This is a genomic window from Stackebrandtia sp. (genome assembly GCF_035643755.1).
GTDB lineage: Bacteria > Actinomycetota > Actinomycetes > Mycobacteriales > Micromonosporaceae > Stackebrandtia.
Genome location: NZ_DASQPW010000115.1, coordinates 1 through 12,191, shown reverse-complemented (window position 1 = coordinate 12,191; position 12,191 = coordinate 1). Strand labels below are relative to the sequence as shown.

12 protein-coding genes and 1 pseudogene are annotated in these 12,191 nt (G+C 69.3%); 7 read left to right on the top strand and 6 right to left on the bottom strand.

The features are described 5' to 3' along the window. Window positions 1-634, top strand: a 634-nt coding sequence (locus VE172_RS08975; RefSeq protein WP_324800108.1) for a hypothetical protein, incomplete at its 5' end; no start/stop codon positions are given. 3 nt (window positions 635-637) lie between these two features. Here VE172_RS08975 and VE172_RS08970 read toward each other — a convergent pair. After that, window positions 638-2,566 carry a glycosyltransferase family 4 protein gene (locus VE172_RS08970; RefSeq protein WP_324800106.1) on the bottom strand — a complete coding sequence of 643 codons (1,929 nt, stop codon included), beginning with the start codon at window positions 2,564-2,566 and terminating at the stop codon, window positions 638-640. Between the two features lie 276 nt (window positions 2,567-2,842). On the opposite strand from VE172_RS08970, the gene VE172_RS08965 reads away from it, so the two are divergent. The 3 genes from VE172_RS08965 (at window position 2,843) to pdxS (ending at window position 6,097) form a co-directional block, all read left to right on the top strand. Next, window positions 2,843-4,540 (top strand): DNA/RNA non-specific endonuclease, encoded by a 1,698-nt coding sequence (locus tag VE172_RS08965; RefSeq protein WP_324800103.1) that lies wholly within the window; start codon window positions 2,843-2,845, stop codon window positions 4,538-4,540. Continuing rightward, window positions 4,515-5,054 (top strand): hypothetical protein, encoded by a 540-nt coding sequence (locus VE172_RS08960; protein ID WP_324800101.1) that lies wholly within the window; start codon window positions 4,515-4,517, stop codon window positions 5,052-5,054. The genes VE172_RS08965 and VE172_RS08960 overlap by 26 nt, the downstream gene beginning before the upstream one ends. A 134-nt stretch (window positions 5,055-5,188) precedes the next feature. Next, entirely contained in the window at window positions 5,189-6,097 is a 909-nt protein-coding gene (gene pdxS / locus VE172_RS08955; RefSeq protein ID WP_324800098.1) for a pyridoxal 5'-phosphate synthase lyase subunit PdxS, read from the top strand. Here the strand turns inward: pdxS and VE172_RS08950 are convergent, their stop codons facing one another. Next, window positions 6,098-6,613 (bottom strand): DoxX family protein, encoded by a 516-nt coding sequence (locus VE172_RS08950; protein ID WP_324800095.1) that lies wholly within the window; start codon window positions 6,611-6,613, stop codon window positions 6,098-6,100. A gap of 178 nt (window positions 6,614-6,791) precedes the next feature. On the opposite strand from VE172_RS08950, the gene VE172_RS08945 reads away from it, so the two are divergent. Beyond that, the gene (locus VE172_RS08945; RefSeq protein WP_324800092.1) at window positions 6,792-7,184 is read left to right on the top strand and encodes a DUF6463 family protein; all 393 of its coding nucleotides are present in this window, start codon (window positions 6,792-6,794) and stop codon (window positions 7,182-7,184) included. Here the strand turns inward: VE172_RS08945 and VE172_RS08940 are convergent. Next, a complete protein-coding gene (locus tag VE172_RS08940) occupies window positions 7,172-8,065 on the bottom strand; it encodes a sulfotransferase domain-containing protein (protein ID WP_324800089.1) in 894 nt (297 codons plus the stop codon). The genes VE172_RS08945 and VE172_RS08940 overlap by 13 nt on opposite strands. 44 nt (window positions 8,066-8,109) lie before the next feature. Between VE172_RS08940 and VE172_RS08935 the strand changes: the two genes are divergently transcribed. Further along, window positions 8,110-9,288: an FAD-dependent monooxygenase gene (locus VE172_RS08935; RefSeq protein WP_324800086.1), complete on the top strand. Its 1,179-nt coding sequence runs from the start codon at window positions 8,110-8,112 to the stop codon at window positions 9,286-9,288. A 9-nt stretch (window positions 9,289-9,297) separates the two neighbouring features. Here VE172_RS08935 and VE172_RS08930 read toward each other — a convergent pair whose 3' ends face one another. Next, window positions 9,298-10,209 carry an AraC family transcriptional regulator gene (locus tag VE172_RS08930; protein WP_324800083.1) on the bottom strand — a complete coding sequence of 304 codons (912 nt, stop codon included), beginning with the start codon at window positions 10,207-10,209 and terminating at the stop codon, window positions 9,298-9,300. Between the two features lie 114 nt (window positions 10,210-10,323). Between VE172_RS08930 and VE172_RS08925 the strand changes: the two genes are divergently transcribed. After that, window positions 10,324-10,644 (top strand): EthD family reductase, encoded by a 321-nt coding sequence (locus VE172_RS08925; RefSeq protein ID WP_324800080.1) that lies wholly within the window; start codon window positions 10,324-10,326, stop codon window positions 10,642-10,644. Window positions 10,645-10,726: 82 nt separating this feature from the next. Here VE172_RS08925 and xylA read toward each other — a convergent pair whose 3' ends face one another. After that, on the bottom strand, window positions 10,727-11,899 hold the full coding sequence (gene xylA / locus VE172_RS08920) for a xylose isomerase (RefSeq protein WP_324800077.1): 1,173 nt from the start codon (window positions 11,897-11,899) through the stop codon (window positions 10,727-10,729). A 21-nt stretch (window positions 11,900-11,920) separates the two neighbouring features. Further along, window positions 11,921-12,191, bottom strand: a pseudogene (locus tag VE172_RS08915) (xylulose kinase); the annotation flags it as partial.

The window sequence follows — 12,191 nt, the reverse complement described above, 5'->3', positions numbered from 1 at the left end:
GTACCCGCCGCGCGCGGTGCCGCCCCGGCCGGGCGGGGGGCAGCGCGGCAACCTGGTCTCCGTCATCGCGCTGGTGCTGGGCGCGCTGGCGGTGCTCATCGCGTTCATCCCGTTCGCGGGAATCCCGCTCGGCGCGTTGTTCGGGGTTGCCGCGATCATCCTGGGCATCATCGGCATCCTGAAGTCGCACAAGATCATGGCGATCATCGCCATCGTGCTGGCGGTGCTCGCGGCGCCCGTGGCCATCACCATGACGACCCTGGTGGTGGCCGTCCACGACCGCCACGACCGCGGTTCCGTCGACGACGACAGCCGCCCGCCCGCGGGCCGGGACGAGAACGTCCTCAACGGCACGGGCAGCGGCAAGTCCGACGACATCACGCTGGACGGCGACTACTCGGTCACCTACGAGGTCTCGGGCAACAAGAAGGCGCCCCGAGGTGGGGGTTTCAGTTTCAAGGTCGACCTGTACGAGGCGGGCGAATCCAAGCCCGACAGGGCGCTGTTTCGCACCAGGGCCGCCGACGGCAGCGGCCAGATCACGCTCGGGAACGTCGACTCCGACGACTATCACATCAAGGTCACCACCCACGGCGACGGCGCCAAGTGGAAGGTGATCTTCCTGCGCATGTGACCGTCACAGGTCGTAGGCGGTCTCCACCGACACCTTGATGGACAGTTCATTGTGGGCCGAGAAGTACGGGTGCACCCGCCGGTACGGTCCCGAACCGGCGTACCACGGGGGAAGCCGCTCCAGGTCCTTGCGCTGCGCGATGTCGTCCAGCATCCGACCGACGCGCACCAGCCGCCCGTCCAGGGTCAGCCACAGGTTCCAGAACGTCGGCTCGGAGCGGGCCGATTCGGCAAGGCGGGCGGCGTCGACGGTGAGGCTGAACCGCCCGTCGGTGATCCCCAGGCCCACCTTGACGTCCTCGCCCGCGCCGCCGCGCGCCCGCAGATCCGCCGTGGCCTCCGACGGCGACGCCCCGAGCAGCGTCCCCGCGACGGTGAGCGTGGCGCCGTCCCAGTCGGCGGAGTCGAACTCCGCGAGCACCTCGCGGCGCCACACCCGAATCGCCAGCTCGCCCTGGTCGGCGAACGGCACGGCGATGGTCGGGGGCACCGTGGCGGGGCGGCGCAGCAGTTCGCGGGAGTCGACGCGATCGGCGCGGGCTGCGGCGCCGTCCACGTGGACCGCCCAGACGCCCTCGTCGAGCGCCGACAGCGCCTCGGCGTCCAGCTCCGCACCGACGGGAATCGAGCGATTGCCGCGCACCAGCGTCACCGATTCCTTGTGCGGCAACATCAAGGTGATGTCCGAGAAGGAATGCGACACGCACGACACCGCGTCGTCGACCTGCGAGCGTCTCGGTTCGCCGGGCACCGCCGTCGCGCGGCCCTTGGCCGCCAGCAGCCGCTCGAACAGCTCCAGGTACTCCGAGGCGACGCGGTCGGGGTGATAGCGCCGCGCCGTCTCGCGGGCGGCCCGCCCCATCCGTACCCGGGTCTCGTCGTCCTCGATGAGCGCGACCAGGGCCTCGGCGTAGGCGTCCACGTCGCCGGGGCGGGTCAACAGGCCGTCCACACCCGACGAGATGATCTCGGCGGGTCCCTGTGGACAGTCGGTGGCCACCACGGGCACGCCGCAGTCCATCGCCTCCACGATCGTCAACCCGAAGGCCTCGAAGTCCGAGGTGACCGCCGCGATCGCGCCCTTGGCCCACTCGGTGTCGATCGGGGCGTACGTCCCCATCATCCGCGCGCAGTTGTGCAGCCTGAGCTCGCGCATCAGCGCCTTCAACGCGGCGTAGTGGTTGCCGTGCCCGTAGATGCGCAGCCGCCAGTCGGGGTGGAGGCGATGCACCTTGGCGAAGGCGCGCAACAGCAGGTCGTATCGCTTCACCTCTTCCAGGCGCCCCGCGGCGACGATGAGCTTGGACATGCCGTCCGACGGGTCCAGGGGGGTGGGCGGCACGGAGTTCGGGATGTGGCTGACCCTGGAGGCGATGCGCGGCATCGCGCGGCGGTAGTCCCTCGCGTCGGCCTCGGACACCGTGGTCACGGCGTCGAACTTCTTGTACATCTTATACAGACGGCGAATCAGCCGTCGTCCATGATGGTCCAGCGCCAGATGTTCCTGCGCCACGATGACCGCGCGCGACGGGGCGAACTTGCCGATATAGATGTTGAGGCCCGGCCGGGTCCCGACGATGACGTCGGCGTCGGTGCCGCGCAGATACCGCTCCACCCGGACGTCGGCGAGCCGGTGGTACTGCTGGGCGCGCGGCTCGGTGGGCGGGAAGATCTTGGACGGCCGCGCCGCCAGTTCCGCGTCGGCGGACAGCAGGTCGGCGGCGTCGGCGTCGGCGGCCTGGAACCGCTCGTCGATCAGGTTGGTGGTGGCCACGCGCGAGTCGATGGGGAAGACGGTCTTGTCGCGTCGGCGGAACACCGACACGATCCGCACGTCGTGGCCCCGGTCGGCCAGCGCGGCGGCGGTGTTCAGGGTGGTGCGGATCGTGCCCCCGATGTTGTACAGCGTGTGCACCAGGAAGTCGATTTTCACGTCCCCGCACCCTCCCAAGATTTATAGGTCCGGCGCCGATACTAAGTGGCCGAACGGTGGGTTCAGTCTCCGGACGTTTGGATACCGGGGCAGGAAATTCACATTATTGGCAGTTTGGCCAATCGGCGACAAAACGGGACACGATACGCTTGAACGCGATGTTGTTGTGACACATGGAAATGCGCGAAAGGCCCGGTCATGACCACCCCGCCCCCGATTTTCATGCCGCCGCCACCCCGGCGACCGCCCCTGGATCCGCGCAGGGTTCGGCGCGTCGTGCTGACCATATTGGTCAGCCTCGCGCTCGCGGGTGGCCTGGTGATCGTGCTGGCGTTCCTGCCGTCGCAGCGCAGCCCCCTCGACGACACCGGCAGCCGGGAATGGAAGAACGCCAGCGACACCACCACCGGCGCCTCCTATCTGGCCCTGACCCCGATGCTGCACGTCACCGGCGACTACAAACTGGACGACGGTGACGCCACACTGGACCTCCGGGTGTCCAATCTGGGCTCGATGCGCGGCACCGTGGAGGTGGGCGGCGAGAAGGTCAAGGTGCTGACCAGCGGAAAGCGCAGCTTCGCCAGGGCATCGGAGAGCTTCTGGTCCGACCAGGGCGCACCCGCCGACGCCCTCGAGCAGTACGGCAAGCACTGGGTCAAGGTGGACCCCGACTTCCTGGGCGTCGACTTCGCCAAGAAGTTCAACCCCTCGGCGCTGTCGTCCGAGGTCTACGACGACGCCCTGGCGGCCCCGGTGAGGCGCGGCGACACCACCACCGTCAACGGCCACAAGGCGACCGCCATGCGCACCGACAACTACACCGCCTACGTCGCGGACTCCCCGGACCACCAGGTGCTGGCCCTCCAGGACGACAACGGCAAGATCGACATCGACCGGGTGCCCCGCGAACACATCGACGAATTCATGGACGACCTGGAGAAGAAATTCCAGGACCTGAAGAAGGCGCTGGACTCGCAGGTGACGTTCACACTGGACGGCGAGATCACGCTGGCGCCGTGCTCGAACAGCGGCTGCACCGCGAACGTGACCATGGAGAACACGGTGTCGTCGTCGAGCCCGTACGTCAAGGCGGACCAGCCGGTGCACGCGGCGATCACCATCACCATGACCCTGGACGGCTCGCTCGTGCAGACCTGCGAGAAGACCGTCACCATGAAGCCCAACGGCACGGGCGAGACCACGTGCTCGGCGTCGTACTACATTCCCCCGTCCGACAAACCCAAGACGTACACGGTGCGGGCCGAGGCGTTGGCGGTGGCCCGCGCCGTGGTCACCGGCGACATCAAGAAGATGATCGCCGACGCCGCCGACGAGGCCGCGCGGCTCGACGACTACCCCGACCCCGAGGACCTGCCGACCCCGCAGGACCCGGGACCCGACGACAACCCGCAGCCGACCACCACCCCGAGCCCCGGCGGCAGTCCCAGCCCGAGCACCAGCGCCACCCCGAGCCCGGCCGACAGCTCCAGCGGCAAGCGCTCCGACTGCGCCGCGATGGGCCACCAGCCGGGCATCAGCTACGGCGGCCTCCAGGTGCCGCCGGGCGGCAAGGCGGGCAGGGCGACCGGCGCCGAGGCGTGCTACGACGGCGGCAAGACCATCGCCAACGGCACGGGCGGCGGCCGGGCCAACCCGGCGGGCCGCAAGAGGTACATGGACCGCGGCCACCTGATCGCGTATTCCCTGGGCGGCAGCAACAAGGAGAAACGCAACTTCGTTCCGCTGTACCACTCGCCGAATCAGTACATGTACACCAACTACGAGTCGATCGTGAAGCAGCGCGCCGAGGGCGGCGAAACGATCTTCTACCGCGTCGTTCCCGTGTACACCGTCCACAAGTACATACCATGCACGGTGACCCTCCTGGTCGAGGGCGACCAGAACACCTTCCTGTACGCCAGCATCATCAACGCGGGGGACCTCAACGGTGTCAACGAATCCGGCTGTCGATGACCTGCGAGGGCTCACCGGCTGGGACGGCGGCCGGGCCACCATCGACTGGGCGCCGCTGTCCGAGGCGCTCGGCCTGGGCGTCCCCGACGACTTCAGGGCATTGACCCAAGCATTCCCCTATGGAGTGTTCCAGGAGTGGGTGCGCCTGATGCATCCGACAAACGCGCCCGACGCCGCGTCCTGGGTGGCGAATCTGCGCGGCGCCTGCGACGGCCTGCGCCTGTGGCGCGACAAGTTCGTCCCCGACTTCGGCTACGGCCTCTACCCGGAGCCGGGCGGCCTGCTGCCGTGGGCGGAGATGGACAACGAGGAGTATTTCTGCTGGGTCACCCAGGGCCCGCCGAACGACTGGCCGACGGTGGTGTGCAACCGGGCGCTGGAGCGCGGCGACGCCCACCCAACGGGCGCCGCGCGGTTCCTGGTCGGCCTGTTTCGCGGCACCGTCGACGAGCCGTTCCTGGCGGACTGGCGCGACGACTTCACCCGCACACCCGTGTCTTTTGAGGCGTTCTGATGCCGCCGTCCCCATACGGGACAAAGGTGATCAAGAACGCAGGCGATGGGCGGCTCATGACCGTGGGGTGACGGCCGTCGCCTGTTTAGGATGGCAGTGTCCGACCCGATATCGACCTCAAGGAGCCCGCCGCCGTGTCCAGCGAACAGCCCACCACCGAAAGCACCACGGGCACTGCGCGCGTGAAACGCGGGATGGCCGAGATGCTCAAGGGCGGCGTCATCATGGACGTCGTCACCGCCGAGCAGGCCAAGATCGCCGAGGACGCCGGCGCCGTGGCGGTCATGGCCCTGGAACGGGTCCCCGCCGACATCCGCGCCGAGGGCGGCGTGTCGCGCATGAGCGACCCCGACATGATCGACGGCATCATCTCCGCGGTGTCGATCCCGGTGATGGCCAAGGCCCGCATCGGCCACTTCGTCGAGGCGCAGGTGCTGCAGTCCATCGGCGTCGACTACATCGACGAGTCTGAGGTTCTCACCCCCGCCGACGAGGCCCACCACATCGACAAGTGGAACTTCACCGTTCCCTTCGTGTGCGGCGCCACCAACCTGGGCGAGGCGCTGCGCCGACTCTCCGAGGGCGCGGCGATGATCCGCTCCAAGGGCGAGGCCGGCACCGGCAACGTCGTCGAGGCGACCCGCCACATGCGCCAGATCCGGGCCGACATCAAGCGTCTGACCACACTGGACGGCACCGAGCTGTACGCCGCCGCCAAGGAGCTGCGCGCCCCCTACGAGCTGGTGGCCGAGGTGGCGCGGGCCGGAAGGCTCCCGGTCGTGCTGTTCACCGCCGGAGGCATCGCCACCCCCGCCGACGCCGCGATGATGATGCAGCTGGGCGCCGAGGGCGTGTTCGTCGGCTCGGGCATCTTCAAGTCCGGCGACCCCGCCAAGCGCGCCGCCGCGATCGTCAAGGCCACCGCCTTCTACGACGACGCGGACGTGATCGCCAAGGAGTCGCGCGGCCTGGGAGAGGCCATGGTCGGCATCAACGTGCAGACCCTCCCCGAGGAAGAGAAGCTCGCCAAGCGCGGGTGGTGATCAGTCCTCCGCGGCGTCGCCGCGGCGAGACGGCCTGCTGAACGAGTGCAGGCCGTCGATCTGGCGGTGAATCACCCTGCGGTACAGGCGCGACAGGCTGTCCCGCCGCCACCACGCCAGCGCCGCCACGACCACCAGGGTGACCGCCGGTACCGGCCATGCCGACGCCTGCTCGCCCAGTGCCGTGGCAGCGGTCGCGCCGATCATCAGCGCCACCAGGCACACCGCCGCCAGTCCGGTGAGGATCGGGACGAACATCGCCACGGCCCCGGCCAGCTCGCACGCGCCGATGGCGTAGCGGGACCAGTCGGGGAACCCCGTGGCGCGGAAACCCTCCACAGTGGTCTGCTCGCTCAGCAGCTTGAAGGCCGACGAGGACCCGAAGTCCAGGGCCACCACGACCTGGACGATCCACATGACGACCCTTGTGGTGGATGTCGGCAGATAGCGAACCTTGGGACAACCGTTGTTGTCCGTCGGATTGGGGAACTCGATCTCGACTGCTTCGTCGGTCATGGCGGAGTCCTAAAGTGATGGGACGACGGGGGGCTGTGTCAATCCGATACATCGACAGTAGCGTTCCGACTGCGAGTTGTCGACAACCCCACCGGCCCACGCGATTCCCCCGAGCGGGGGAGGCCGTTCCCCGCGCCGAGTGAGGCAGCGGGGCCCCCGCCGCCGCACGCTGGGTGGCATGACAAACGCCATCAAACCTCGTCGGCTCGCCCTGTGGGGCGGTTACACCATGGCCGCCATCGCGTGCCTCCACATCCTGTTCTTCTCCATCAATCCCTATTGGAGCCAATGGCTGTCGGGCGGGCTCTGGAGCCACCGCGCCGGCCAGGACTCCATGACCTACTACTGGGCGCTGCCCGGCGGCTTCGCCGTCATCATGATCATGTTGGGCCTGTTGATATCCCGGCTCGCCAAGCGCGGTGAACCTCTCCCCGCATACATGGGCTGGGTCGTGCTGGCATGGGTCGCCGTCAACATCGCCATGATCGGGGTCAGCGGATTCGTCGCCGGCGTCATCCCCGCCGCCCTGCTCATCGCCGACAGCCTGAAGGCCCGCCGTCAGCCCGCCTGACGGTGCAGCCACGCCAACATGTCCGCGGGAGCCAGCGCGGCGGCACGGTCCAGGTACCCACCGAACTCCTCGTCGGTGAGTACCTCCCGTCCGCCGCCGCTGGTTCCCTTGCGGAAGAACGCCTTCGGGTCCTTGAAGACCCCCGAGGCCCCCGGAATCAGCTGGGCCGTGCGGCGCTTCATGGCCGCGAAGCCCGCCGCCGCCACCAGCTCGTCCCATCGCGGCGGAATCTCGATCCCCAGCCTCCCCGCGAGACTGCGCATCCGCCCGTCCAGGTCGGCGCGGAGATCCTCGTACCGCTCCAACACCACATTGGATTGTCCGCGCCGCCGCCAGGCGTCGCTCAGGTGCCACATCACCCCGGGCAACGAGTCCATCTCCTTTCGCGGATCGGCGTCGCTGTCGATCCACCGCAGCAGCCACTCCCGCAGGGGCGGCCGGGGCTTCGCGGGCTCGGCGGGCTCCGCCGCGCCGGTCAGCTCCCGCACCTTCTCGCGGTCGATGTTGTTTCCCTGGTGGTACAGCGAGACCGCCATGTCCAGCGGGTTCCGGGCCACCACGATGTACGTCGCGCGCTCGTCGACCGGAATCCCGTCCAGGGGCGTGTGCGTCTTGACGAACCGCCGATGTCCCTGCGCCTCCAGCGCCGCCACGACCTCGTCGCGCGGCGCCATCAGGCTGTCGAGCCACGGCGACAACCGCGACAACGGTGACGGCGGCCGCGGCGTCTGGAAGATCAGCAACGCGCAGATCATCTGCATCCACGTGGTGCCGCTCTTCGACCGCGTGCTGATGACGATGTCGCCGTCCCGGAACGGAAACCCGTCCCAGCGCGCACTGTCCTCATCGGGGGATTGATAGCGGTACGGGGTCGTCGTCATGGTTGGATCGTAGGTGGTGACAACTATTCCTGAGAAGGCGTTAAATGAACACGACCCCGATAGCCACTGTGGTCGGTGGCGGGATCGCGGGGCTGGCGTCGGCCGCCTCGCTGCTGCGACACGGATGGCGGGTCCGAGTCGTGGAACGCGCCGCCGCGTTCGGCGAGGTGGGGGCGGGCCTGGCCATCACCCGCAACGGGATGGCGGCCCTCGACGCGATCGGAGCGGGCACGGCCGTGAGGGACGCGGGCTTCCAGGTCTTCATGGCGGGCAACCAAAACCACCGCGGCCGCTGGCTGATGCGCATCCCCGCCCCGCGCGGCGACGGCGCGCCGAATGGGAGTTGCGGTGTGCACCGCCGCGACCTCCACTCCGCGCTCCTGGCGGCGGCCGACGGCGCCGAGCTCCTCACCGACGCCCCGGTGACGGCGATCTCTCCCGGCGAGGCGAACGGCGAACCGGCCACGGTGACGTACCGCGGCGCCGACGGCGAGCATCAGCTGAGTTCGGACCTGGTGGTGGCCGCCGACGGCATCAACAGCACGATCCGCGAGGCGCTGTGGCCCGGCGCGAAACCCCGCTACAGCGGCAAGACCAGCTGGAGGGGGGTGCTGGACCACCCGGGCCTGGTGGATGAGCGTTTCGTGGTCGTGTGGGGTCCCGACGCGGAATTCGGCGCGCTGCGGATCAATCCCCGCCAGGTGTACTGGTACGGCTACATCGCCCACCCCGCCGACGCGGTCTTCGCCGACGAATCGGCCACAGTGGCCGAACGATTCGCGGACTGGCCGTCCTGGGTCCGCGAGATCATCGCCGCGACCCCGCCGAAGCGCCTGCTGCGCCACGACGTCCACCACCTGCCCAGCGGCGCGCTGAGCGCGTACACCCGAGGGCGGACGGTGCTGGTCGGCGACGCCGCCCACCCGATGCTGCCCACCATGGGCCAGGGCGCGAACTCGGCGCTGGAGGACGGCGCGTGCGTCGGCCCGCTGCTCGGGATTCCTTTGGGGGACAACGGGATCGCCGAGCACCTCGCGGAGTACGACAGGCGGCGGGTGCCCCGATGCCGCGACATCACCCGACGCTCCGAGCTGACCGCCCGGATCGGCGCCGACCTGGGCCCCGGTTGGCGGCAGAAGGCACGCGACCTCGCCCTGCGACTCACCCCGACGGCCACGACCGTCAGGAAGGGAAGCGCCCTGCTGGAGTGGACGCCGCCGTAGCCGGGGCCCTCACGTGAGCGACACCCCTCGCCTCCACTGAGCGGGCGGAGTGTCGTAACGGTTCTTGAACGCGCGGCTGAACGCCGCCTCGGACATGTACCCGACGCGCTTGGCGATGAGCGCCACGGGAAGCGACGTGTTGCGCAGCAGGTCGGCGGCGGCCCCCAGACGGACCTGACCCAGATAGGTGGCAGGCGGCTTGCCGACATGCGCCGCGAACCGCTCGGCGAACGCCGAGCGCGACAGGTTGCAGACCCGCGCCAGCTCCTCGACCGTCCAATCACGACCCGGATCCCGGTGGATGGCGCTCAGGGCGGGCCCGGTGTGCGGGTCCACCGCGCCCACCAGCCAGTTCGGCTCGGTGTCGGCGCCCGCCGCCCAGACGCGCAGGATCTGGATGAAGATCAGGTCGAGAATCCGCGCCACCATCACCGCCGAGCCCTGCGACGGCGACCGCATCTCGATGACGATCATCCTGCGCGCCACGTCGAGGCCCTCGAGCGCGGGGCCGCCCATCCCGTGCAGCACGATCGCGGCGGGCAGGCTCTCCAACAGGTGACTGGCCCGGGCGTCGCCGATGGTGAACCTCCCGCACAACCAGCGCGTCGCGGCGGTGGTGCCCGCGTCGGTGACGACATGCCGGTCGCCGCGCGGCAACAGGACCACGTCGCCGGGGCCGACGCGCTTGGCCTCGGCGTCCCCGTCGATCCGGATCTCGAGCTCGCCCTCCTCGACGATGTGCAGGGTGCCGGTGTCGGCGAAACCGATCGAGAAGGTCGGCGGCGGGGCGTAGGCGACGATCCGATCCCCGCTGAGGCGGACGCTGCGCAGCAGCTCCGACAGCAGGTCGTGTGTGGAGGTTCCGACGTCGAACTCCTGCGGCGCCGGACGATCGGCAAAGTTTCCCGGTGAAGCGGTCATGGTGGTCGCCCATTCCTGTGCATACGGTCGATGGGCAGCAAGAGGAGCCATCAATCGTCCAGGCCTGGGTCGGCTCGCTTGTCCCAACCGAGATTAACAACCAGGAGACCACCCATGTCCTCGCAAGGCTCGCCGACCAAGATCAGCTTCGTCTACTCCAACCCGACCGACCCCGACGCCTTCGAGGCGGCCTACCCCGAACAGCTCGCGGTGGCCCGCGAGCTGCCCGGCCTGCTGCGGCTGCAGGCGTCGAGGGTCTGGCCGAAGGAGGACGGCAGCCCGACGCCCGCGTACCGGCTGTTGGACCTGTACTTCACCGACTACGCGGCGGCCAGCGCCGCGGCGGCCGCGGCGGGTCCCCTCGTCAAGGCGACCCTCGAGCACGCCACCGGGGGAGTGGTGATCGCGTTCGCGGAGATCCTCGAAGACGCCTAGGAACCACGCGGTCGAACGCACGGCGTTTCGGCTCGCGGCGCGGAGACCAAGCGCGCCGGCGAGCCGAAACGCCGCGGTGCGTTCAGCGGACGCCGTAGAGGTGTTCGAGGGCGAGCTGGTCGAGGTGCTCGAACGCCATTCCCTTGGCGGCCAGGCGATCGACGTCGATGGTCGCGTCTTTGAGATCGGCCCAGGTCTCGGTGTCGGCCAGCGTCGGCACCGCGAGTTGGTCGACGCGCGCCGCCTCGCGTGCCGCCCGAACCTCGGGGTCGGCGCGAAACGCCCGGACCTTGGCGCGCAGGATCTTGTAATTGCGCATGCAGGCGGCCGCGGAGACCCAGACACCGGCATCGTCCTCGGTGCGCGGCGGTTTGAAGTCGAAGTGGATGGGACCGGTGTACTGGCCCTTGGCGATGCCGTCCTCGATCGCGTCCACGGTCCAAAAGGCGCCGCCGACGTTGCCCGCGCCGAAGCGGAGGTCCTGGTCGTAACGGGGCCCGGTCTGTCCATTGAGGTCTATGTGGTAGAGCTTGCCGTGCCACATGGCCTGGCGGATGCCGGTCGCGTAGTCGAGGCCGGACATCTCCTCGTGGCCGACCTCGGGGTTGATCCCCACGAGCTCGGGCCGCTCCAGCTCGTTGATGAAGGCCAGGGCGTGGCCGATGGTGGGCAGCAGGATGTGGCCCCGCGGCTCGTTGGGTTTGGGCTCGATCGCGAAACGCAGGTCGTAACCCTGCTCGGTGACGTAGTCGCCCAGGACGTCGAACGCCTCCTTCATGCGGGCCAGCGCGGCCTGGACGTCCTTGGCCCCACCGGATTCGGCGCCCTCGCGCCCGCCCCAGCACACGTACACCCTGGCGCCCAGCTCGGCGGCGAGGTCCAGGTTGCGCATCACCTTGGCGATGGCGAAGCGGCGCACGTCGCGATCGTTGTGGGTGAAGGCGCCGTCTTTGAAAACAGGATGGCCGAACAGGTTGGTGGTGGCGGTGGTGACCTTGAGGCCGGTGGCGTCCAGCGCGGCCCGGAATGCCGCGATCTTGCGGTCGCGGTCGGCGGCGGTGTCGCCGAACTCGAACACGTCGTTGTCGTGGAAGTTGACCCCGTACGCGCCGATCTTGGCGAGCTCGTGCACCGCCCGGTCGGCGGCCATCGGCGCGCGGGTCGCCGGGCCGAACACGTCCTGGGCGGCCCATCCGACGGTCCACAGGCCGAAGGAGAACTTGTCGTCGGGCGTGGGTGCGTAGCTGTCGTTCATGCCTTGCCGTCCTTTTCTGCCTTATCGGTGGGATTTCCAGGACGCGGTTTCGTCCCGAAGCGTCGCATAGCTCGGGGATGCCGGGGTACCGGATCGCCGAGCGAACCGCTCGGTATCCGCGTCCATCCATTGTGGTGGAGATTGCCCGCCCGACAGTGCCCATGCCGCCTGCCGGGCGGCCCCCAGCGCGACGTATTCGCCGCTGGCGGGGACGTCCACGTCGGTACCGAACACCTCCGGCGCGATCCGGCGCACCGCCGCCGAGGCGCCGGCGCCGCCGATGAGCAGGACG

Bases quoted from the DNA above. Each gene is read 5' to 3' on its own strand.
- VE172_RS08950 (WP_324800095.1), bottom strand. From the start codon at position 6,613: ATGACCGACGAAGCAGTCGAGATCGAGTTCCCCAATCCGACGGACAAC.
- VE172_RS08945 (WP_324800092.1), top strand. From the start codon at position 6,792: ATGACAAACGCCATCAAACCTCGTCGGCTCGCCCTGTGGGGCGGTTAC.
- VE172_RS08940 (WP_324800089.1), bottom strand. From the start codon at position 8,065: ATGACGACGACCCCGTACCGCTATCAATCCCCCGATGAGGACAGTGCG.
- VE172_RS08935 (WP_324800086.1), top strand. From the start codon at position 8,110: ATGAACACGACCCCGATAGCCACTGTGGTCGGTGGCGGGATCGCGGGG.
- VE172_RS08930 (WP_324800083.1), bottom strand. From the start codon at position 10,209: ATGACCGCTTCACCGGGAAACTTTGCCGATCGTCCGGCGCCGCAGGAG.
- VE172_RS08925 (WP_324800080.1), top strand. From the start codon at position 10,324: ATGTCCTCGCAAGGCTCGCCGACCAAGATCAGCTTCGTCTACTCCAAC.
- xylA (WP_324800077.1), bottom strand. From the start codon at position 11,899: ATGAACGACAGCTACGCACCCACGCCCGACGACAAGTTCTCCTTCGGC.